Annotated in this window: 19 protein-coding genes; 7 read left to right on the forward strand and 12 right to left on the reverse strand. The window is 63.1% G+C overall.

Going from position 1 to position 22,719, the window contains the following annotated elements; all coding sequences use genetic code 11:
- Positions 1-132 precede the first annotated feature (132 nt).
- Both Q0938_RS19360 and Q0938_RS04475 read left to right on the forward strand, forming a co-directional pair.
- The gene (locus Q0938_RS19360) at positions 133-546 is read left to right on the forward strand and encodes a class I SAM-dependent methyltransferase (protein WP_366942729.1); all 414 of its coding nucleotides are present in this window, start codon (positions 133-135) and stop codon (positions 544-546) included.
- Positions 504-680, forward strand: coding sequence for a hypothetical protein (locus Q0938_RS04475; protein ID WP_299359630.1), 177 nt, complete (start codon positions 504-506; stop codon positions 678-680). Before Q0938_RS19360 ends, Q0938_RS04475 begins: the two co-directional genes overlap by 43 nt.
- A gap of 45 nt (positions 681-725) precedes the next feature.
- On the opposite strand, the gene Q0938_RS04480 is transcribed toward Q0938_RS04475, so the two are convergent.
- From Q0938_RS04480 to Q0938_RS04530, 11 genes are all read right to left on the reverse strand, one after another.
- On the reverse strand, positions 726-1,988 hold the full coding sequence (locus Q0938_RS04480; protein ID WP_299359633.1) for a hypothetical protein: 1,263 nt from the start codon (positions 1,986-1,988) through the stop codon (positions 726-728).
- Between the two features lie 416 nt (positions 1,989-2,404).
- Positions 2,405-3,346 carry a glycosyltransferase family 2 protein gene (locus Q0938_RS04485; RefSeq protein WP_299359635.1) on the reverse strand — a complete coding sequence of 314 codons (942 nt, stop codon included), beginning with the start codon at positions 3,344-3,346 and terminating at the stop codon, positions 2,405-2,407.
- Positions 3,347-3,360: 14 nt separating this feature from the next.
- Positions 3,361-4,158: a hypothetical protein gene (locus tag Q0938_RS04490; protein WP_299359637.1), complete on the reverse strand. Its 798-nt coding sequence runs from the start codon at positions 4,156-4,158 to the stop codon at positions 3,361-3,363.
- 14 nt (positions 4,159-4,172) lie between these two features.
- On the reverse strand, positions 4,173-5,726 hold the full coding sequence (locus tag Q0938_RS04495; protein ID WP_299359640.1) for a hypothetical protein: 1,554 nt from the start codon (positions 5,724-5,726) through the stop codon (positions 4,173-4,175).
- Between the two features lie 395 nt (positions 5,727-6,121).
- Entirely contained in the window at positions 6,122-6,862 is a 741-nt protein-coding gene (locus tag Q0938_RS04500; RefSeq protein WP_299360345.1) for a response regulator transcription factor, read from the reverse strand.
- A gap of 916 nt (positions 6,863-7,778) precedes the next feature.
- Positions 7,779-8,753 carry a hypothetical protein gene (locus Q0938_RS04505; protein ID WP_299359642.1) on the reverse strand — a complete coding sequence of 325 codons (975 nt, stop codon included), beginning with the start codon at positions 8,751-8,753 and terminating at the stop codon, positions 7,779-7,781.
- Positions 8,754-8,797: 44 nt separating this feature from the next.
- Positions 8,798-9,976, reverse strand: a complete 1,179-nt coding sequence (locus tag Q0938_RS04510; RefSeq protein WP_299359644.1) for a DegT/DnrJ/EryC1/StrS aminotransferase family protein — start codon at positions 9,974-9,976, stop codon at positions 8,798-8,800.
- Positions 9,973-10,935, reverse strand: coding sequence for an NAD-dependent epimerase/dehydratase family protein (locus Q0938_RS04515; RefSeq protein WP_299359647.1), 963 nt, complete (start codon positions 10,933-10,935; stop codon positions 9,973-9,975). Before Q0938_RS04515 ends, Q0938_RS04510 begins: the two co-directional genes overlap by 4 nt.
- Before the next feature lie 40 nt (positions 10,936-10,975).
- Positions 10,976-12,088 carry a DegT/DnrJ/EryC1/StrS aminotransferase family protein gene (locus tag Q0938_RS04520; RefSeq protein WP_299359649.1) on the reverse strand — a complete coding sequence of 371 codons (1,113 nt, stop codon included), beginning with the start codon at positions 12,086-12,088 and terminating at the stop codon, positions 10,976-10,978.
- Positions 12,085-13,113 carry a Gfo/Idh/MocA family oxidoreductase gene (locus tag Q0938_RS04525; protein ID WP_299359654.1) on the reverse strand — a complete coding sequence of 343 codons (1,029 nt, stop codon included), beginning with the start codon at positions 13,111-13,113 and terminating at the stop codon, positions 12,085-12,087. Before Q0938_RS04525 ends, Q0938_RS04520 begins: the two co-directional genes overlap by 4 nt.
- Positions 13,110-13,646: an acyltransferase gene (locus tag Q0938_RS04530; protein ID WP_299359657.1), complete on the reverse strand. Its 537-nt coding sequence runs from the start codon at positions 13,644-13,646 to the stop codon at positions 13,110-13,112. Before Q0938_RS04530 ends, Q0938_RS04525 begins: the two co-directional genes overlap by 4 nt.
- Before the next feature lie 719 nt (positions 13,647-14,365).
- On the opposite strand from Q0938_RS04530, the gene Q0938_RS04535 reads away from it, so the two are divergent.
- The 3 genes from Q0938_RS04535 (at position 14,366) to Q0938_RS04545 (ending at position 19,882) form a co-directional block, all read left to right on the forward strand.
- The gene (locus Q0938_RS04535) at positions 14,366-15,088 is read left to right on the forward strand and encodes a WecB/TagA/CpsF family glycosyltransferase (RefSeq protein WP_299359660.1); all 723 of its coding nucleotides are present in this window, start codon (positions 14,366-14,368) and stop codon (positions 15,086-15,088) included.
- Positions 15,089-15,477: 389 nt separating this feature from the next.
- Positions 15,478-16,722, forward strand: coding sequence for an efflux RND transporter periplasmic adaptor subunit (locus Q0938_RS04540; RefSeq protein ID WP_299359663.1), 1,245 nt, complete (start codon positions 15,478-15,480; stop codon positions 16,720-16,722).
- A gap of 10 nt (positions 16,723-16,732) precedes the next feature.
- Positions 16,733-19,882: a multidrug efflux RND transporter permease subunit gene (locus Q0938_RS04545; RefSeq protein WP_299359666.1), complete on the forward strand. Its 3,150-nt coding sequence runs from the start codon at positions 16,733-16,735 to the stop codon at positions 19,880-19,882.
- 66 nt (positions 19,883-19,948) lie between these two features.
- Here the strand turns inward: Q0938_RS04545 and Q0938_RS04550 are convergent, their stop codons facing one another.
- Positions 19,949-20,626 carry an FCD domain-containing protein gene (locus tag Q0938_RS04550; protein WP_299359668.1) on the reverse strand — a complete coding sequence of 226 codons (678 nt, stop codon included), beginning with the start codon at positions 20,624-20,626 and terminating at the stop codon, positions 19,949-19,951.
- 85 nt (positions 20,627-20,711) lie between these two features.
- Between Q0938_RS04550 and Q0938_RS04555 the strand changes: the two genes are divergently transcribed.
- Complete coding sequence (locus tag Q0938_RS04555) at positions 20,712-21,566, forward strand: fumarylacetoacetate hydrolase family protein (RefSeq protein WP_299359670.1); 855 nt, start codon at positions 20,712-20,714, stop codon at positions 21,564-21,566.
- 24 nt (positions 21,567-21,590) lie between these two features.
- Positions 21,591-22,670 carry a tricarboxylate transporter gene (locus tag Q0938_RS04560; protein WP_299359672.1) on the forward strand — a complete coding sequence of 360 codons (1,080 nt, stop codon included), beginning with the start codon at positions 21,591-21,593 and terminating at the stop codon, positions 22,668-22,670.
- The last annotated feature ends 49 nt before the right edge of the window (positions 22,671-22,719 follow it).

Consider the following 22,719-nt stretch of genomic DNA (forward strand, 5'->3'; position numbering starts at 1 on the left):
CCCGACTACAAGATCACCAAGGTCGATGACCTGATGCCGTGGCGCTGGAACGGATAGCGGTCACGCCGGACGGTTACGGAGAAGCGGCGGGTTCGAATCCTCGATGCGGGAGGAACGGCCGAATACTGGAGGATGCTCGCACCGGAGCTGCGAAGCCAGGTCGAGGTTACGCTGGTGAACTTCAAGAGCGAACTCGATCTCTACGATGCGAACGTAGACGGGATCGAGTTCTGCCATCACGAGGGCGATGCCTGCGACCTGCCCGAGTTCGCCGACCAGAGCTTCGATCTGGTTCATTCGAATTCAGTGATCGAGCATGTTCGCTCGTATCGGAATATGCTTCGGTTCGCATCAGAGGTGCGGCGGCTCGGTCGGTTCTATTATGTGCAAACCCCAAGCTTCTGGTTCCCGATTGATCCGCATTACGGTCGTCCCTTCGTGCACTGGGTTCCCGAGCCGGCGCGGATTGCCTTATACCAAAAAATTAGGATATCGCAGGCCCCATGGCGGATTTCGAGACGGCGTTGGCGCGCTGCGATGACATAAAGATCATCGACGCAGGGATGATGCGACAGCTTTTTCCCGACGGCCGGCAGGAGCGGGAGCGGTTTTTTCTGCTCACGAAATCATTGATGATGATCAGGGATCGTTTGCCAGATGCGGATCGGCAGGGTCGATAGCTGCGGGGATCGGAGCCCGCGGCTGATAGGCGCGACGCCGGAGGATCAAGTCTCTTCAGCCGACCCGCTTCCCTGGTTAGGCGTACGCTGCCGGAGGTCCCGTACGCTCCCGTGCACCCGATGGCGTTCAGAGCTAAGCTCGGAGCATACCTCTCTGGGGGTATGTGAGAGAGGCCATCTGGTCCCCTCCGGTTTGCCTCGCCCGGTTTCTGCAATCCACATTCCACTGCCGACGATGAACAGGAACAACACCAGCCCCGCTCCCCAAAAGTGAACCGTCGCTCCTGTAAAAAAAAGGCCGAAGAGACTCAGAAGGTACGCTGTCTGGCACATACGAACCCCTTCGGTGGCAGGAGTCACTCGAACTGAGGCGAGAGCTGCGAGACCAAAGATTGCTAGCATCAGTACACCACCGGGAACGCCGGTGCGAACGAACTGGACGAGCCAGAAGCTGTCGATGCTGCTCGACACCATCCAGGCTGGTCGGGCCCACTCATCAAGGCCGATGCCGAACAGTGGGTTCGCGGCAACCGATGCCGTCCCGTAGTCCCAGATCAAGAGACGATACCAGCCGGTCTGCCCCTCAAAGGTGAAGCGGTGTATGTAAAACTCCACCGGAGTCTGATTGGACAGGATGTCTACGGCAAAATAGGCGCTGGCGAAAGCCACCGCGACAACATGCCAGCGGAAGGGGAAGGACCGCAGCAGCGTATCCCACGCGATCAAGGTGATCAGCAACGCCGTGAGTCCAATCGGCGCGGACGACAGTGAAAGAAAGGTAAGGCAGACGATCACGGAATCCCGCACCCAGCGCCGAAGGGCCGAACTGTTCCCGCCAAGAACCAGGTGCGCGAGCGGGAGGAGAGTTGCGGCGGCGACTCCGAACATGATCGGGTGATCGAACACGCTGTTGGCGCGTCGCAACCCCCAACGCGTACCGCCGCCCGTTACCGCAGCATCCGCATTCAGAAATTGGCCGAAGAATTCAGCAATGATGTTGCGACCGGTAAAGCTTTCCACAACCGCAAACGGCAGAAGGACAAGCATGATCATGAAGAGCGAGTGAATCATTCGGCAGAAGTCGTCGTGATTTCTGATGTAGCAGCGTGCAAGAAAGTAAGCACCTGCGACTTCGATCATGTTGATGCCGGCGGGCTCGACCGCGGCTGACAGCCCCTCGGTCGCGGCAAAGCTCACGCCATACCACAGGCAGAACAGGAGCACTGCGATATCAGCGCCCCGGACTAGCCCGGCGCGTCCCGACACCCATCGGCCGAGGCAAGGCAACAGCATGACCAGCAACACCATGCGGTGAGGCGACAGACTGAAACCTCCCAAGTTGACGCTTCCGGGTACCGCGATGCTCAGGAGAAACACGCTGACAGGTAGCGCCAGCTTGACCGGGCGGTCCTCTGTGACGGGTGTAGCGGCCCGCGATCGGTCCGTGCGGCAGTGCGTCGATCTGGTCGTGAAGCCTTTCTGTGACGTCATCACTCTCGAGCGCGGAGCTGCGATCATCGTGCACCCGGTCCACGTGTCGAATAAGCTTCGCCCCGAGCATCTCGGACACAGGGGTTGCGCGTGACGTCGCATGCGCGGTTCGTCCGCGTCACTGCGCAGGCTCCGCTTCTATTCACCTGCACTCCCGCTAGGCGCGATGCTTCTTGTAGGGAACATGCCTCCGGACCAACGGAGGTTTTGTTTTCCCGTCGGAACTTCACGGCTCAATCCGCCGAACGCGCCAAGAGCGCGGCCCGCAATGCCGCCCGGTGCCCGCGTCCGCGCGGCGAGCGCAGCGCCTCGCCGCAGATGACGGCCGCCCGGAAGAGCGTCGTAGAAATAAGCGAGTGTCTTCGGCCGTAGTCGCGAATGCGATTGGCGGCCATAAGGCTGAACAGACGGGGGTTCTCCTCCCGCTCGCCGCCAACGTGAACCACACGTGCCGCCGGTACGCACTCCACCCGCAGGCCGGCCGCCCGGACCCGGCGCATGTAGTCGACTTCCTCGCTGTACAGGAAGAACGACTCGTCCCAGTCTCCAACCGCGGCGCGTGCCTTTGGAGCGATGGCGAGCGCGGCGCCCGTTGCCCACTCGACGCAGCCACCGACCTGGTAGAGAGGGCTCGGCCCGATAACTTCGCTAATTCCCAAGCGCGTGGCGAGCGAGCCTCCCAACAAGGCCTCCGTCCAGGCCGTCGCGAGCGACGGCTCACGTCGGAGCGAGTAGGAAAGCGCACCGTTCTCTTCCGCCATGACCGGGACGGCGATGCCCACCCGTGAGTCGTCAGAAAGGCGAGCCACGAGTGATGCCGCCGATCCCTGCATCAGGCGAATGTCGGGATTGAGAACGAGGATCGTCCTATCGGCAGCGATCGTATCCGCCGCAGCGTTGATGCCAGCGGCGTACCCGCCGTTCCGACGGCTCTCGATTATGCGCAACTCAAGCGGATGCGCCCGAGCGACGGCGACCGTGTCATCATCCGAAGCATTGTCGACGACAACCACCTCAAAGTCGATCACGCCGTCAAGCCCGACCTCGACGGAGTCGAGGAGTCTGCCGAGAACCCGCGCGCTGTTGTACGTAACGGTGACGACGGAAAGTTTTTGCTGGCTCGACTTCGGGAGACGGTCCGGAACAAGGGCGTCCACCGCTGCTTGAGATGTCATGGCTTTCCCTTGCATCACCGCGCGAATTGGCACCTATTGACCACCACCCCGATCACGTTGGTGTGTTTCGACAACTCGCGCTCGCAGCGGTCAAGGTCTGCAAGAAGCGTGCGAGTGGTGTCAGCGACGAGGAGAACTGCGTCGTAGAGGGCAAGAGTTGCCTCGAAGTCGTCGCGTTGCAGCACCGGCGGCGCGTCGACGATGACGAGATCCGGCTCCAGGGCCAGACGGATCTCGTCCAGGCGCTTTGCCGTCGCTCTTGCCTGCAGTACCTCTGCAGCGGATTGAACCGGCTCGGCAGCCGCAGCGATCGCAAGAGTCTCGCCGTAATTGACGACTGCGCCACCCAGCTGCCCCTCTCCACCCAGGAAGTCGGCGAAGGTCGCGGTCTGGACGTCGCCGAGCATCCTTGCCACACCGGGATTGCGAAGATTCAAGTCGAGGAGAAGCGTTCGAAGGTCCGTCTGGTGCGAGAGACTGAGAGCAAGATTGAGCGTGACGGTCGTCGTGCCGGACTGCGGCTCGGGCGCCGTTACCCCGATCGTGGTCCACGCGTTCTCACGGGCGAGCCGGAGTAGCTTTGTGCGCAAAACGTCAAAGGAGGCAGAGGCCGGATGGTTGCGATCCAGGGTGACGATCCGGTTCTCGCACAGGAGACGGGGATCGAGCCGTATGGGACGCAGAAGGTCATACAGGAGAGGCCGCGAAGGCGCTGCGATCGGAGTTACCTGCTCCGTGCTCGCGTCGGTCGCCTGCTCTTCCCCCTTGTGCGGGAGAAGCAGGACGGACCTGTTCTGGGGCTGGACGGACATGCGGGCGTTCATCCTCAACTTGCTAGTTCTCGGCCGGCGAAAGGTAGGCCGACGGCGTGCAGGATGCGCAGCGCAGCGGCATCAAGCGGTACGATGCCGACGTGAACGACAACAAGGGCGCCCGCGGCCATTCCGACAACCGCAGTGCCTACCCCCAAGGCCCGGATGCGCCGCGCGGGCGTTCCGCGGGGCGCGTCGATATGGGGAATTGTTGCGATCGGCTCCAAGCCAAGGCGATGGACAAGTTGCGCTGCGCGACGGACCCGCCCATCCAAGAGTTCGAGGAGGGCGATGATGACGCAGCCCAAACCGATGCCGGCCAGGAGAGAGGCAAGAAGAATCTTGCGGCGCTGCGGCCGGATCGGCTTCTCTGGAACAACCGGCGCTTCGAGCAGCGTTAGGCGCTCGCCCTTGAGACGCGCCTCAATTTGGGCCCCGATGGTGGCCTCGGCTTGCCCCTGCACCGCGGCAAGATAGCGCGCGGCTGTGCTCTCGTAGTTCCGCGTGAGACGGTTGAGCTCTGTTTCTACTTCAGGGGTCACTGTGATTGACGCCTGCAATTCGTCAAGCGTGTCCGCGATGCCGGCCTTCTCCTGTTCGATGAAATCGAGCCTACCTTCGATCTCGGCGAGTTGAATCCTTAGCTCGCCGGGAAGCTCACGGTCGTCCGCCGCCGCGATACCCTCGGCGGACCTCTGCCGCTCAAAGGCAGCTATCCGTTCTCTTACGTCGAGGACGCTTGGGCTCGTTGGAGTGAAGACTGTAAGCCGTTGCTCGAGAAGGCGGCGCAACTCGAACAGTTCCTGGTCACCAACGGACGAAAAGGTAGGGTCGGCGGCTCCGGTGGTGAGGAGCGTCTCGCGGCGACCGCGGAGCCCCGCCTCCTCACGCTCGAGTTGGACCAGGCGCTCTTGCGCCGAACTCCGTTGCGTGTAGCGGAAATCCAGGCTGTCGGGAAGGGCGTCGATATTCTCGTTCTTGAAGCGGAGGATATCGGCTTCCGCCTGGCTCAGCGCGGCGCCGAGAGCGGTGGCTTCCTGCTCGAAGAACGCCAACGTATCCCCCGCGCGCTCCGCGCGTCGGAGGAAGTTCTTGTCAAGGATGACGGAGACCAGATGATTGACGACCGCAGCGGCTTTGGCCGGATTGCCGTGGTCAAACGCGACCGAGATGGTCGTCGCGCTGTCAGCATTTTGAATCGCGCCGACGTTGACGAACTCGAAACGAATTCGCTCTCTGAGGTCCTCGATGATGTCAGCGTCAGCCTTCGGGCGGTGATCACCATAAATTCCGAACCGCTCAGCCAAGACGAGGAGATTGTCGCGAACGAAAACTTCCCCTTGGATGGCAGCGACCTGGGTCAGTGTATCGGACGGTACAGTTGGCCGCGCCAGATCCGGCGCAATCTGGGGCGACTTGAGCGCGATCGTAGCCACTGCCCGATAGACCGGTGGAAGGACCATGATCAGAGCGATTCCGGCGAGGACGCACACCAAAGTGGTGATGGCGAGGATTGGCAGTCGCCGGAAGCCGACCCACAACCAGTAGCGTAGCGTGTCCGGATTCATAGGCAGTAATTTCACCTTTGCGGCAGGTCCAGTTCGTCGTCGTATGCTAATCGCGGTATCTTGGAGCACGAATCCTGTGCGCTCATGGCACCTCGTCTAACCTAAATGACGGGAACGATCGGGCGTGTCAGGAAAAGCAAGGGCCTTGTCGCGGCCGCGCGCCGCGCCTCGAACAAGCTTTGTTGTGCAACCCGCGAGGGTAGCAGATGCAACTTCTTGCGGTCGCCGGGCAGTAGCAACTGACGGAGCTGGCCTTGAAAGCAACTGCCGCGCGTGCCAGCAAACAGCTTTCACCAGCGTCCAGCTAATGAAAAATTCTGCCCGCTGAACGCCCGTCTTGCGACGAGCGGCGCCGTCATCCTGTTTAGATTTGTCAAGTCGTCCGCCAACCGGCCTCATTTCTTCGCCGCAGGGGAGGGCATGGAATTCAGCTTGAACGCAGCCTCGGTCCTGTTCGCGCACTTAAGCTTGGACATGATCTTGCGGACGTGAACCTTCACTGTGCTCTCACACATGTTCAGCTCATAGGCGATCATCTTGTTCGGCTTGCCTCGACGCAGCGCCTCGGCGACAGCGGCCTGGCGGGCAGTGAAGCCATCGCACTCTGGCATAACTTCAGGCTTTTCGGCACGACTTTCTCGCAGCTTCGTAAGGCTCTCGAACCGGAGAATGACGCCCCCAGATGCGGCGAGTCTCGTCGACTCCACGATCCCGTCGATACCGAGACTCGAGGGAACATATCCTGTGGCCCCCGCATCCAGCGCGTCAATCATGTAATCAAGATCGTCCGACGGCGCTAGCACAACCACTGGTGGAGCATCCTTCCAGTTGAAAAGAATTTCCATTTCCCTCTTTACCTCCGGATCAGAAAACTGCCGGCCGCCGACGTTGAACAGGATGACGCTAATCGGAGGCGACGACGCAGCCACCTCGATGCAATCTCTGGCAGAGGTATAGCTTAGCAAGATCAACTGTGGGTTCAGCAACTCTATGCTGCGCACAAAACACTCTCGCTCCAGTCTGCGGCTGTCAATCAGGACGAAAACCTCGTGCTCAGTCCTGGCAGCTTGCGTTGTGGCGATCGGATACAGCGAAGATACGGCGGCGCCACGCTCGCGATCTTCCGCACTTAACACCTTGTTCAAACCTAACCCACCTTTCATGTGCGTTGGCGCCTAGTTAGTAACCGATGTGCTCCGTCCAGCCTGCAACGCAAAGAGGCGAATCGAACCTCCCACCAGTTCTGATTTTCTATAAACTGAATATTACGTTAACGTGGCGCATTAACTCAAGAGAAAGTCGGAAACGATGGTGCTTTCGCCGTCTTCTCGTGCTTTGCGGGTGGGAAATGATGAATCAGTTACCCGGAGGTTGAATTGAAGCGAGAAAGTGAGCGTTCGGGCGTGAATGCCGCACACGACGCGAGGCAATGACATTGTTATTGCGACACAAAAGATTCCGTCGGCGAACTCAGCGATATCAAGTTGATCTAAGAACCTCTATGACCAGACATGCCGGGGGCGGGGCGGGGCGGTGTGCCAGTCTCGCCGGGCATCCCCGGGCGCGACCTATCTGTCGGAATAAGCCGATCCTGCATGTTGAGAACTGGTGGGCATGCAGACTCGGCCGTAGATTTCAGCGTGACAAGGCAGCGGAACAGCAGGAGCATTGCATCTGCTCCATCTGCTCGCGCCAGGAGCGGGCCGACAAGGTGATCTGGAGCAGGATCGCCCGATCAGCTGCGCGGACGGGATCGAGCGGCGCCGATCGGAAGCAAGGCTCGGTCGCTTGCAACATCGAGGCCGGCCAATGTGTAGGTAACCACCTGTGGCCGGGCGACTTGTCGCCGGAATGGAGGGGAGTGTCGTTCCCTCAGCCGCATGAGGGGAGCGCGGAGGCGCCAGATGCGCGCCCCAGCTTCAAGTGGCGCCACCCCGGACCTGGCCCCAGCTCCCGTCCATGCATCCGTCCCCGATCACTCAAACGGATTTTGATGCATCCACCCTTGCGTCGAGCACTCGACCGGAACCGCCCTAGCAGAGCAGCAGCATGTTAGATGAGCTCGGCGACACCGCCGTCGGCCAGGACGCCGCCGCGCGCCACTATTTCGGCCGCGCGGAGACCACCCGCCTGCAGTCGGACGACCGGCTCGTGGCCCAGTTCGCTGAGCAGCACCGCCATGTGGCCCTGTGGAGGCGCCGACGGTGGCCACACCGGGCCTGGCCAGACGTGACGCGCGGCTTCGCGGTCGACGTCCCCCCAGAACTGCGCGAGCAGGACCTCTCTGCCGGAGCCGGCGAGAGCGCTCAACTCCTTTTCGGCCAGAGGTGAGTTACGTGAGGGGTCGAGCGCTACGACGACCGCGTCCGGCTCTTGATCCACACGGTCTCGTTCAGAGGGGTTGATCGCGACAGACGCGCCTGCTCGCGTCAGCCCTTGCTCGATGAACGGCGCGAAGGGATTGTCACACAACAAGCTGATCCGAGCGCCTCTGAGCGCGAGCCCGGCATCCGATAGGAGACGCACACACAAGGGTCCCAGGAACGGGAACACGCCAACTTGCGGATGCCGCTCGTTGACACCGGCGACGCGAATACCGCGTTTCCGGCAGGCGAGGAGGTCGAGATCGGCATCCCGGAACTCCCATGCTTCAAACATGAGGGCGATCACGGCGTGGTCGGGGAGGTGCGCGATCATCTCGGCCGAGATTGGCCTCAGATGACCCGAATTGGTCAGGATGTCACACTCGGTCAGCATCCGTGGCTCGACGGCTCGACTGACGGTTACTCGATCGGCGACCCCGGCGGCTTTGGCAAGGGACAGCGTGGCAGAGGCCGCGTCCTCGAACGTGCCGTAGCGCCGGGTGTCGCGCGCCACTGCGTGGACATGGGCTGCGCCGGCCATCGCGGCGATCGAGGCAGTGCAGGAATAGAAGCCGGTGGCCGCCTCGGTGATCACGGTCAGACCGCTCAGGTCTAAACCGAGTGCATTGATCCGGCGATGCATGCTGCCCAGTATATCGTCCATCCGAGGACACCGATAATTCCGCGCCATCAGCGTTGGACCGGACGTCATGATGCACTGACGTGATGCAGGGAACGCTTCGACGCTGCCGCGGCGGCGATCGCACCCAGAAGCACCGAGATCACCCGTTGCTGGTCATCGCTCGTCATCTGCGGGTAGAGCGGAAGGAGTATCGAATGCTTCTGAGCCGCCTCCGAGGCTTGTAGCGGATGCAGGTTCCCTTCGGCGTAGGGCGGCTCAAGATGCGCGCACATGATGCCGCGCCGCGTGGCGACCCCCTCGTCGAGCATGTGCTGCATGATGCATTTCTGGTCGAGGTTGCGCGCGAGGCGCACGGGGTAGCTTTGCCAATTGCTCCTCGCCCAGTCGGGTTCGCACGGCGGCGTGACTTCCGGCACTGATTGCAGCAAGGCGCAATAGCGCCGCGCCAGGGCACGCCGCCGCGCCACGATCTCCGGCAGACGCTTAAGCTGCTCCCGCCCGATAGCGGCCTGCATATCGGTCATACGATAATTGTATCCGCAGACAGGGTAGCTCTCGAACACTACTTCCGCACTAGAATGCCGCACCGCGTCGGGAACCGACATGCCGTGCTGCCGGACAAGGCGGAAGAGCTGGTCGAATTCCTGGTTGTCGGTTGTCAGCATTCCTCCCTCGCCCGTCGTGAGGACCTTTCGAGGGTGGAACGAGAAGCAGACAACGTCCCCGTGCGGTCGCCCGATCTTCCGCCACTGACCATCAACGAGGATCTCCGAGCCGATCGCGCACGCGGCGTCTTCGACCACCGGCAGCCCGTGGGCTGCCGCGACGCGCAGGACCGCGGCGAGGTCGCACGGCATGCCCATCTGGTGCACGCACAGGATCGCCTGTGTCTTTTCGGTGATCGCCTCGGCAATTCGGCCGGAATCCACGTTGTAGCCGTCCGGCTCGACGTCGACGAATACCGGCTCCGCCCCGGTTTGACGAATTGCGTTCGGGCCGGCGATGAACGAGTGGCTTACGGTGATCACCTCTCCGCCGTGCGTTGCACCCACGGCAAGCAGCGCAAGGTGAAGCGCAGTCGTGCAGTTCGAGACCGCGCAGGCATACGTCGCGCCGACTTCGGCGGCAAACTGGGCCTCGAACGCGGCGACCTGCGGTCCCTGCGAGAGCCAGCCTGAAAGTACGACGGCGCGGGCAGCGTCGGCCTCCTGCTGACCTACGAACGGCTGCGCAATCGGGATCATGGATTGTTACGCCTTCTGGTCGTTTGGCTGTACTCGTCGCGCCACCAGGACACGAGATCACGAATGCCGTCCCGGCGCGAGACGCGGGTCTCGAAGCCGAGCAGTTCGCGGGCCCGTTCGGCCGATCCGAGCCGCCGCGGAACCGGATTGACTGCTCGCGCGGCTTCGTGGACGGGCACCAGGTCCTCGCGGTCCATTGCCGAAGCGAGCTCGGCGGCAAGATGGAGGAGTGACGTTTCTGTCTGGCTTGCGACGTTGAGCGCCACATCGCTCGCATCGGCCTGGGCCGCTAGAATATTTGCCCGGGCGACGTCGGTGACGTGAATCATATCCATTGTCTGCAGCCCGTCGCCGAAGATGATCGGCGGCTCGCCCGCTTCCAGCCGCTCCATCCAGCGCACCATCACCTCGGTGTACCGCCCGTGGAGATCCATGCGGGGCCCATAAACATTGAAGTACCTCAACGCGACGTAGTCGAGGCCGTACATATCGTTGAACGACCGCAAGAGCCCTTCGCCAAAGGATTTGGCAGCGCCGTAGAGGGTCCGGTTTCCGTAGGGGGGCTCGGTTTCTGTGGTCGGGAAGTCGTACGCCATCCCGTAGATGGATGCCGACGAAGCAAACACCACTTTGCGCACCTCGGACGCGACGCAGAGCCGCAGGAGGTCATAGGTCGCATCGACCATCACCTCCATGGCCTCGTCGGGTTCGGCCGCGCAGTGTGTGATGCGAAGGGCGGCTTGGTGGAAGACGGTGTCCACATCTGCGATCAGCCGTTGCATCAGGCGCTTGTCGCGGATGTCGCCGTCGGCGAGGTCCACGCGCTGGCTTCGGATCGCTTCAGCAAGGTTGGCGACGCGGCCCCTCACCATGTTGTCCACGACCACGACGCGCTCGCAGCCGGCTTCCAGCAGAAGGTCGACTATGTGGGACCCGACGAAGCCGGCGCCGCCGGTCACGAGGACTCTCTTACCTCTCAGATCGTACAAGCAACATTCCTCATACAGGATCGGCAAATGCGCCCACGGCAACGCGGTTGACGGCGTTGATCACAGTTTGAACCTGCGTGGGCTGCAATTCGGGGAATAGTGGGAGAGACAGGGTCTCGTCGGCTAGCGCCTCTGACACTGGGAGTTGACTCTTGTGGTAACCAAGGTTCGCATATGCGGGCTGCAGGTGGACCGGCTTGGGATAGTGCATGCTGGTTGCAATGCCGGCGTCCTGCAAATCCCTGCGAATCCGGTCCCGGTCTCCCGCTCGGATGGCGTAGACGTGGCACGCGTGGGCGGCGTCAATCCTCGCGGGCCGCACCAACTCGTCGGTGAGACCGTCCTGATAGGTCTGGGCGATCCGCCGGCGTGCCGTGTTCCAACCGTCCAAGTACTTCAGTTTAACGCCCAGCACGGCCCCCTGGACTGCCTCCATTCGGTAGTTGAACCCGTGTCGAACGTGATTGTACTTACCGTTTTGCCCCCAGTCCCGCAGCGAGCGCACCGCGTCGGCGAGGGCGGCGTCATCGGTGGTCACCGCACCGCCTTCCCCACATGCGCCCAGGTTCTTTCCGGGGTAGAAGCTGAAGCATCCGATGTTACCGAAGGCGCCGGCGCGGGTTCCACCGGCTTCGGCACCTTGCGCCTGTGCCGCATCCTCGATCACAGCAAGACCGTGTCGCCTTGCTATCCCCGCAAGTGCGTCCATGTCAGCGAGACGCCCGTGCAGGTGAACCGGCAGAATGGCCTTCGTCCGAGACGTAATCACCGCCTCTACCGCGGACGGGTCCATGGTCCACGTGTCCGGATCCACGTCGACGAAGACTGGCGTGGCGCCAGCATAGACGATAGCGGCCACCGTCGCGACGAAAGTCATCGGAACGGTGATTACCTCGTCTCCGGGACCAATCTCGGCTGCGAGCAGTGCGAGGTGCAGGGCAGATGTCCCCGAATTCACCGCTATTGCATACTTGGTCCCGCAATAGGCGGCGAAGCCTTCCTCGAAGCGCCTCACGGTGTCGCCGAGAACGTAGTCACAGCTGCGCAGCGTCTTCACGACCGCGGCTTCGACCTCCGCGCCGATAGCCTCATATTGCGGTGCGAGGTCGAGAAAGGGAATCATGAGGCGAGACGCTCCATAGAGAGTTCGACAGGCTGACCGCGAAGCGCCATCGAGCGGGTCGCCGTTGACAGCATTTCCACCACTCTGAGGCCACAAGCGCCGTCCGTAACAGGCGTGGCGCCGGCTTCAATGCAGCGGGCGAACTCCTCAAGCTCGGTCAGCAGCGCTTCCTTGGACGAGATTGCCGGCGCCGACATGTCCCCGATCCGGTAGGAGACCAGATGCTCATAGCTTGGCAGCTGTACGTCCTTTGGTGAGACTCCGCGATCGTAGACCTTGACCTTCTCGCTGGTTTGCATGTCGTCGTAGATGATCATCCGGCGGCTCCCGCCGATCAGCGTCTGACGGACTTTTACCGGAGCCAGCCAATTGACGTTCAGATGCGCCATGGCGCCATCATCGAAGAACACCGAAAGATGCGCCATGTTCTCGAGGCTGTTCGGGACGAAACACGCGCCGCTCGCCGAGATCGCGACCGGCCGCGCTTTCAGAAGGTGGTCCATGATGCCGAAGTCATGAACCGCAAGGTCCCAGATCACGCTCACGTCCCGCTGGAACAATCCGAGGTTCACCCGTGTGGAATCGTAGTAGTAAATGTCTCCCGCCGCGCCCGAATCAATCAGGTCCGCGATCGCGCGCACGGCGCCCGTGTAGACAAATGTGTGGTCCACCATCAGCACGAGTGAGCGCTGCGCCGCCTCGCTGACGAGGATGGCCGAAGTTGTCACCGAGTCGGTCATCGGCTTTTCGACCAGCACGTGCTTGCCGGCACTGAGCGCGGCTCGCGCGATCTCGAAATGCGTACCCACCGGCGTTGCGACCACCACCGCATCGACCGCGGTGTCAGCGATAAGCTCGCGCCAGTTGGCAGTGAGCCTGGCAGAAGGATGGCGTCGTCTGGCGCGCTGGAGCGCATCCGAAGACAGATCGGCAATCATCCGAAGCTCAAGATTGTCGGTTTCCGATACAGCCCGCGCCAGATTCGGACCCCAATAACCGTAGCCAACGACACCAACCCTGATCATGACGCGCTCGTCGGCTGTATCGACGTCGCCCGGCGCAGGCGATTGGGATGCGGAACCGACGACGGTTTCCGCACGTCGCCGATAACCCGTGCCGGATTCCCCGCCACGATCATGTGGTCGGCCACATCCCTTGTAACGACGGCGCCCGCACCGACCAGCGCGTTCTCGCCGATGGTAACCCCGCACACGATTGTGGCGTTAGAACCGATGGAAGCGCCGCGACGCACGAGCGTCGACGTACACTCCCAGTCGCCGTCACCCTGGAGCGAGCCGTCCTCGTTCGTCGCTTTCGGCAGCAGCCCGTTGGTGAACATGACTCCGTGACCAACGAAGACCTCATCCTCGAGATCGACGCCCTCACAGACGAAAGAGTGTGACGACACCTTGCAGTTCCGGCCGATCCGAGCGCCCTTTTGGATTTCGACGAACGGTCCGACGCGGCTCCGGTCGCCGATCGTGCATCCGTAGGCGTTGATCAGGTCGGGGTGCGTAAAGATCACTCCCTCCCCCAGGGCGCAGTTCGTCACCGGCATTGGAAAACTCCTGCGGTTCATCATAGATCATGTCCACTCCCGTCATTCATAGACGCTTCACGCCTCCCCGGGAGGACACCAAAACGGATGTTTGCGCCTCTGCTCGCTTCGTTCAGCAAAAGCAGCTTTGGTCCCACTTGGAGGAGGCGTGCGACTACGGACTTCGTGGCTTCTACGCCTTTTGGTCATGTCTCTGCGTAAATCGACCCGCCGGAAGCTCGACGCATCGATGCGCCGGACGAGATGGTCCGTCTCCGTCCGCTGTCAGCGTCAGGCGCCACTGCGTAGCATCCGAGCCAAAGGCGAAGCTAGAATGCGGACCCGTAACACGCAGCCTCGGCGGGGCACCGGATTACGTTCGCAGACCTGCGTCCACGAAGTGCACTAGGAGTGGCACGTGAAGCGACTTGACCGTCGCAGAGCGGAAAGGGCCGCTGATTGCTCGCCGAGCTTGACCAATATCCGCCCCAATCACGACGTCGCAGATCAGCGCCAGCAGGCACGATCCACTGGCGCATGTCGTCGCAAGCACGTTGCAGTTGATGACACTAAGTTGCACTGCTGGTTATCTGGTAAGGGCGGCGCATCGACGAGGCGATAGACAGGATGGTCCGTCGGCGAGACGCGCCACCACGGGTATCCGCTTGAGGGAACAGCAACAGGCTGAAAGCGACGAGATGATTAACTGGTCCGCGGACAGATCAGGAGAAGACCCTGCGATGGTCAATGTGACTGAGCGGACCGGGCTACTGCACGATCTCGGCGCCCGCATGGACGAGGGCACGGGCTTCGCGATCGCCACGCTCAATCTTGACCATCTTGTCAAGCTGGAACGGGACCTGCCGTTCCGTGCGGCCTATGCCGCCCACAGTCACGTAACCGCGGACGGTAACCCGATCGTGTGGCTGTCCCGACTGGCGGGCAGGCGAGTCGAATTGGTTACCGGATCTGATCTGGTCCTCCCCGCCGCGCGACTAGCCGCGGCGCGCCAGATTCCCGTCGCTCTGGTCGGCGGGACCCCTCAGGTGCTCGAGGCCGCCGCCCGCTCGCTGATGGATGCGGTGCCCGGCTTAACCATCGCAGCCAAAATCGCGCCGCCGATGAGGTTCGATCCTGAAGGACTCGGCGCCGATGCTGTAATCAAGGAACTCGCCGCCTCGGGTGCCGGCCTCTCTTTTCTAGCGCTCGGGGCGCCGAGGCAGGAGATTTTTGCTGCGCGGGCCTTCGCGCAACTGCCCGGGATGGGGTTCCTGTCGGTGGGGGCAGGCTTGGATTTCCTGGCGGGAACCCAGACGCGGGCGCCAGGTTGGGTCCGCAGCCTCGCCGCGGAATGGCTGTGGCGACTGCTCCTCGACCCGCGTCGTCTGGCTCGCCGTTATGCCGATTGCCTTGCTATCCTCCCCCGCCATGCTGCGAGAGCACTCAGGACGCGCAAGGGCTAGAGCCGCGTCGATTGTTTTCCCAAAACTAGTGGCCGCCGACACGGGCCTACGACCGGGCATTCAATCCTTCTCTGGTGGCCACGCTGTTGCTTTGCATGCTCTCGCGGGTCAGCCGGTGCAGAAATGGAGAGCTTGGCGCGGATCAATCACACGGGCTGCGCGCAATCGGCGGGACGATAGACAGGAAGATGTCACCGGCTGATTGCAATCGTCCGTGACGGGTGCGACATGCTGGCACATGTGCGCCAAGCCGGGCAGGGTCGGTTCTCGACTATTCCGAGTTCGAGGACTTGCGATTCCCGCGACTTAGCCACATGCCCGACCACATCACATCATTTCGGCCAAGGGGCGCTAGCGCTTTGCGCCACGGTAAGATGAGAGACTGAACGATGATGCAACGCTTGCTGCAGATGGCCGTCGCCGCGGCCGTGGGCCTGGGTTTGGCCCCGTTGTCCGCCCAGCAGCCGCAGATGCCGCCAACGCCGGTGAGCGTGCTCGAAGTCGCGGCCGAACAGCTGCCGATCATCAACGAGTTGCCCGGGCGGATCTCGGCCACACGGATCTCGGAAGTCCGGCCCCGCGTCTCGGGCATCCTGGAGGAGCGGGTGTTCGAGCAGGGAACACTCGTGAACGAGGGCGACGTCCTCTACCGCATCGACGCGGCCCCGTTCAGGGTGCAGGTGGCAGCTGCCGAGGCCGCGCTGGCAAGGGCCCAGGCGACGCTGTCGAGCGCACAGGTCGAGCTTGACCGGCAGCAGCAGCTCCGCGAGCGGAACGTGTCGGCCGGTGTCGAGCTGGAGCATGCCGAAACCGTGGTTCTGCAGGGCAAGGCCGACGTCGCGATCGCCGAAGCGCAGCTGGCCGAGGCGCAGTTGAACCTGGACTATACCGAGGTCCGGGCGCCGATCAGCGGCGTGATCGGCCGGGCGCTGGTGACCGAAGGCGCCCTGGTCAGTTCGACCGCCGGCGAGCATCTGGCCCTGATCCAGCAGCTCGACCCCGTCTATGTGGATTTCACCCAGTCGACATCCGAGATGTTCGCGCTGCGCCGCGCCCTTGACGCCGGCGAACTGGTTGCCACGGCGCCAGATGAGGCAACGGTTCAGCTTCGCTTCGACGACGGCAGCCCGTATGAGCATCGCGGGACGTTGCTGTTCTCCGAAGCGGCGGTGGACGAGACCACCGGCCAAGTCACCCTGCGAGCCGAGTTCCCGAACCCCGACGGGCTGCTGCTGCCAGGGCTCTATGTGCGGGTGCGGATCGAGCAGGCGGTCAATCAGAACGCCATCGCGATTCCCCAGAAGGCCGTATTGCGCGACGGCCGCGGCAACCCGCAGGTCTATGTGATGGGTGCAGAAAACACGGTAGACCTGCGCCCGGTCCGCTTGGGCGTGCCGCTGGAGGACCGGTGGCTTGTCCAGAGCGGGCTGGAACCTGGCGAGGTGGTCGTGGTGGAGGGCGCGCAGAAGCTCTACCCCGGTGCGAAAGTGGCACCCGAACCGGTCGATGCCGCGGCCGCGGACGAGGCGTCGCCGGACCCGGAGTCGGCTCAGCCCGCGGCCGATGCGTCGCGCGACGGTCAAACCGCGGACGACCAGGCCGAATCTCCGACCACCGGCGCAGCGGCAAACTGAAGAGCGGATCATGGCACAGCTATTCATCGGTCGACCCGTCCTTGCCTGGGTCATCGCCATCTTCATTTCACTGGGGGGCGTTCTTGCGATCCCCAGCCTGCCGATCAGCCAGTATCCGCAGATCGCGCCACCGCAGCTGACGATCCGCGCGATCTATACCGGCGCCTCGCCCGAGGAGATGTACGAGGGTGTGGCCCAGCCCATCGAGGAGGAGCTGAACACGATCGAGGGGCTGCGATATTTCGAGTCCACCTCTGACTCCTCGGGGATGATCACCATCACCGCCACCTTCCAGGCTGGCGCCGATGTGGATTCGGCGACGGTGGACGTGCAGAACGCCGTCCGCCGGGTCGAGCCGCGGTTGCCGCGCTCGGTCGTGCAGCTGGGCATCACCGTGCAGGAGGCCGGGTCGGGCTTTCTGATGATGGTCGCGCTCACGGCGACGGACGACAGCTATGATGCCGTCGATCTGGCCGACTACCTCACCCGCAACGTGCTGGGCGAGTTGCGCCGGATCGAAGGCGTCGGCAACGCCCAGCTTTTCGCGGCCGGCCGCTCGATGCGGGTCTGGATCGACCCGGACCGCTTGACGGGCCTGAACATGACGAGCGCCGACGTGACGAATGCGATCGGCGCGCAGAACGCGCAGGTGGCTGCTGGCCAGATCGGGGCCGATCCGAACCCGATTACCCAGCAGCTGACCGCCAACGTCCTGGTCAAGGGCCAGCTCTCCACGCTGGAGGAGTTCCGCAACATCGTCCTGCGGGCCAATCCCGACGGCTCTGCGGTCCGCTTGGGCGACGTGGCGCGCGTCGAGATGGGCAGCGAAACCTACGGCTTCGCCTCGCGCCTGAACGGCCAGCCGGTCGCCGCGGTGGGTATCCAGCTGACCTCGACCGGCAACGCCCTGGCGACCTCGGCCGCCGTGCGCGAGAAGATGGAGGAGCTGAAGCCGTTCTTCCCCCGCGGCATCGACTTCGCGATTCCCTACGACACGGCCCCGTTCGTCGAGAAGTCGATTTCCAAGGTCGTGATGACGCTGATCGAGGCGGTGGCCCTGGTCTTCGTCGTGATGTTCATCTTCCTGCAGAACATCCGCTACACGCTGATCCCGACGCTGGTCGTCCCGGTGGCGCTGCTCGGCACATTTGCAGTGATGATGGTGCTCGGCTTCTCGATCAACGTGCTGACCATGTTCGCCATGGTTCTGGCGATCGGTATCCTTGTCGACGATGCCATCGTGGTGGTCGAGAACGTCGAGCGGATCATGGCCAGCGAGGGCCTGCCGCCGCTTCAGGCGACGCGCAAGGCCATGGGCCAGATCACCGGCGCCATCGTCGGGATCTCGCTGGTGCTGTCGGCGGTGTTCATCCCCATGGCGTTCTTTCCCGGCGCATCGGGCATCATCTACCGGCAGTTCTCGGTGACGATGGTGGTGGCGATCCTGTTCTCGTCCTTCCTCGCGCTCAGCCTCACGCCGGCGCTTTGTGCCACGTTCCTCAAGGCGATTCCGCCGGGTCATCACCAGCGGCGTGGACGCTTCACCCCGTTCGGCCTGTTCAATCGCGGCTTCGATGCGACGCAGCGGGGCTATTCCGCCACCACGCGGCGCCTGACCGGGCGCAGCGGGCTTGTGATGCTTGTCTATCTGCTGATCGTCGGCGCCATGGGGTATGGGTTCACTGGCCTGCCAGGTTCCTTCGTGCCCAACGAGGATCAGGGTTTCATCATCGTCGACCTGCAGGCACCCCCGACCGCATCGGCGAACCGCACCGACGCGGTGATCCGGCAGGCCGAGGAGCTCTTTGGTGCGAAGGAGCCCGTCGAGAACGTCGTTTCGATCCGCGGCTTCAGCTTCTCCGGGTCGGGTCCCAACGCCGCGCTGATGTTCGTGACGCTGAAGAACTGGGACGAACGGGCGCAGTCCGCGCAGGACGTGGCCGACGAGGCGAACATGCAGTTGTTCGGGCTCAAGGACGCGCGCGCCTTTGCGCTGTCGCCGCCGCCGATCATGGGGCTCGGCAGCGCCGGGGGCTTCAGCTTCCGGCTGCAGGACCGGGGAGGCAACGGCCAGCAGGCGCTGCAGGCGGCGACCCAGCAGCTGATCGAGATGGCCACCGCCAACGGCGTGGCGACGGGACTCCGGACCGAGGGCATGCCGCCGGCCGCCCAGGTGGTCCTGACCATCGACCGCGAGAAGGCGAACACCTTCGGCGTCACCTTTGCCGACATCAACGCGACCATCTCGCAGAATCTTGCCTCGTCCTACGTCAACGACTTTCCGAACGAGGGGCGTCTGCAGCGCGTCGTCGTTCAGGCGGACGAGACCGCACGGATGGCTGCCGAGGATCTGCTGGACCTGACCGTGCGCAACCACAATGGGGGCATGGTTCCGCTGTCGTCCTTTGCCACGGTGCACTGGCAGAACGGGCCCACGCAGGTGGTGGGCTATAACGGTTATGCCTCAACCCGCATCTCCGGCCAGGCCGCTGAGGGCTATACGACAGGCGAGGCGATGGAGGAGCTCGAGACGCTCGCGTTGCAATTGCCCGAAGGGTTCGGCTTCGAATGGACCGGCCAGTCGCTCGAGGAGATCGAGGCCGGCTCGCAAGAGGCGCTGCTCTATGCACTCAGCGTGCTGTTCGTGTTCCTGCTGCTGGCCGGGCTGTACGAAAGCTGGTCGATCCCGCTCTCGGTCATGCTGGCCGTACCGCTGGGCGTCTCGGGCAGCGTGGCAGCGGCCTGGATCTTCGGATTGCCGAACGACATCTACTTCAAGGTCGGCCTGATCACGATCATGGGGCTGTCGGCCAAGAACGCGATCCTGATCGTCGAATTCGCAAAGGAGCTGCACGCCCACGGCACGTCGCTGCGCGACTCGGCGCTCGAAGCCGCGAAGCTGCGCTTCCGCCCGATCCTGATGACCTCGCTCGCCTTTACCCTGGGCGTGGTTCCCATGGCTACCGCCAGCGGCGCCAGCTCGGCCAGCCAGAACGCCATCGGTATCGGCGTGATCGGCGGCATGATCGCCGCAACCGTGTTCTCGCTGATGTTCGTGCCGGTGTTCTTCGTGTTCGTGCTGTCGCTGTTCGGACGGGGCAGGAGGAGGGTCGCCGAGGAAAGCGGCAGTCGCACCGTGGATCCGGCCCCACAGTCGTGACGGGGTCGACTGCAAGGCGCCTGTGACGTGCCCCCTCCGTGAACAGAGGCGTGCGGCGCCGTCTTGCTAGGCGAGCAATGCGGTCAGGCTTTGGCCGGTCTTGTCGAAGTGCTCGGTGACGAGCCGGCAGGCGGTTTCGGTTTCCCGGGCCAGCGTCGCACGGGCGAGGTCCCGATGCTCGTCCAGCAGGTTACGCTCCAGCCGCGCATGGTAGACGGATGCACGTCTGTAGCGCTCGCACTGCTCCTGAAGCACGCCGCGTTGCTTCAGGAGCCAGCGGCTGCCGCACGCAGCCACCAGCGCGGTATGAAAGCGCGCGTTCAGCTGCTCCCACTGTTCGAAGTCCTGCATCTCACCTGTCAGCAGCAGCCTGTCCTGCTTCTCCAGTGAATAGGCGGCGGCGACGATGCCCGCCTCCCACTCTTCGCCCCCGTGCTCTATCGACAGCCGCAGGGCCGCTGTCTCCAGTGCAATCCTCGCGCGATTGAGGTCGCGGAACTCCTCGGGATCGAGAGGCGCAACCTGGAACCCGCGATTGCTGTTCAGGATCACCAGCTGATCAGCCGCAAGCCGCTGCAGGGCCTCGCGGAGTGGCGACGGCCCGATCCCGTAAATGGCCCGCAGCCGCTCGATCCTCAGCTTCTCGCCGGGCGCGCGTTCTCCCGACACGATATCGCGCCGGAGGAGCGTGTGAGCCTGTTCAACCAGAGACGGCTCTGAGCGCGAAATCAGCGAAACCTTCATGAGGCCATGATGCTGACCGAGGTTGACAAGTCAATCCCGATACAATCAGCTTTTGTCGACAAAAACCCTGACCGTCGAGGAATCAATGAAACTTGCAGCATTCGAGGTGGATGGCAGAACCGGACTGGCGAGAGTCGAGGGCGACGAACTCGCCGTCCTTCACGAAGGCGAACCCGGCGCCGCGCTCCTCTCGGTGATCGAAGGGCGTTCGGACGCCACTGCGCCGGCGCTTCGGCGGATCCGCTTGGATGACGTCCGGCTGCTGCCCCCGGCCGTCTCCTCGCGTGCAACCATCCTCTGCGTCGGCAAGAACTATCACGCCCACGCCAAGGAATTCTTTGGCAGCGGCTTCGATTCCACCGGACGGGAAGAAGTGCCGACACAGCCGGTGATCTTCGGCAAGACCGGCTCTTGCCTGGTGGGTAAGGGTGCGGAGGTCAGGGCCTCGCTCGATCCGACCGGCAGCGTCGACTACGAGGGCGAGCTGGCCCTCGTGATCGGCAAAAAGGCGCAGCAGGTGTCGCGGAAAGATGCGTATGATTGCATCTTCGGTTACACGATCTTCAATGACGTCACCTCGCGCGAACTGCAGAAACGCCACAATCAGTGGCTCATCGGCAAGAGCCTCGACACGTTCGGTCCCCTTGGCCCGTGGATCGTCACGTCTGACGAGATCGGTGATGTGAGCGCACTGGAACTGCTGACGAAGATCAACGGCGAGGTGCGCCAGCAGGCCAAGGTCGCGGATCTGGTTTTCGACATCCCCACGCTGATCGAGACCCTGACGGCGACAATGACGCTGCAGCCCGGCGACATCATCGCAACCGGAACCCCGGCCGGGGTCGGGATCGGATTTCAGCCGCCCCGGTTCCTGAAGAAGGGTGACCGCATGGAGGTGAGCATCTCGGGGATCGGCACCCTGAGCAATCCCGTCGTCTAGACATCACAAGTGGAGGAGAACACCATGATACGGCACACAGGTTGGGGAACATGCAGCGTCGCGGCGGCGGTCGTCGCAGGGCTGTTTGGGACACCCGCACAGGCGGATTTTTCGGGGCAGACGATCGAGGTCATCGTTCCGTTCGCGCCGGGCGGCGCAACGGACGTGGCCGCTCGTTTCCTCGAGAAATACTTCGAGCGCCACCTTGAGGGGAATCCGAACGTCGAGGTGATCAACCGGGAAGGCGGTGGTTCGATCCTCGGCGCCAAGTGGTTCGAGGCCAATGCCGAGCCGGACGGGCTGCGCCTTCTCTTCACCACGTCGTCGACGGCAAACCCCTACGTTCTGGGCCAGCCCGAGGTGGAATACGACCTCGCCGCCTACCGGGTGGCCTATGGGCTGCCGTTCGGGAGCGTGACCTATGTGTCGGCCGCGACCGGCATCAAGACCGTCGAGGACTTCGTGAAGGCGGACGGGCTGATCTATGGGGGGATCGGCGCTGCAGCCAGCGATCTTCCGACGCTTCTCTCATTCGAGTTGTTCGATGTGGACGTGAACTCCGCCCTTGGCTTCACCGGCCGCGGCCCGATCCGTCTGTCCTTCGAACGCGGCGAAACGAACGTCGACTTCCAGTTCACCCCCGTCTACCTGACCCAGGTCGCGGATACGGTCGCCGCCGGTGATGCCGTCGCCCTGATGTCGGGTGGCTACATGGCCGCGGACGGCAACATGACAGAGCGGGACCCCGCCGTTCCGGATCTGCCCTCGGTTCACGAAGCCTACACGGACCTGCATGGCGAAGCGCCAAGCGGGGTCGAATGGGACGCCTACAACGCGATGGCCGCGCTGACCCTCGCGTTCGGTCTGACCGCCTATCTGCATCCAGACACGCCGGACGACATCATCACGCTGTACGCAGACGCCGTGGAACGCATCAACGCCGATCCGGAGTTCCAGGAAGAAGCCAAGGACGTTGTCGGCGGATATCCGTTGACGCTGCCGGCATATGCCGAAGGGCCGTTGCGGGCCGCTCTGCAACCCTCTGACGAGGTGCGGGAGTACCTGATCAAGCTGCTTTCCGAGAAGTACGACGTCCAGTTCTGAACCGATGGACGTGATCGACTGGCGACGGCGCGGCTGCGTCGTCGTCCTT

Origin of the sequence: uncultured Paracoccus sp., assembly GCF_947496875.1 — a bacterium.
Taxonomy (GTDB): domain Bacteria; phylum Pseudomonadota; class Alphaproteobacteria; order Rhodobacterales; family Rhodobacteraceae; genus Paracoccus.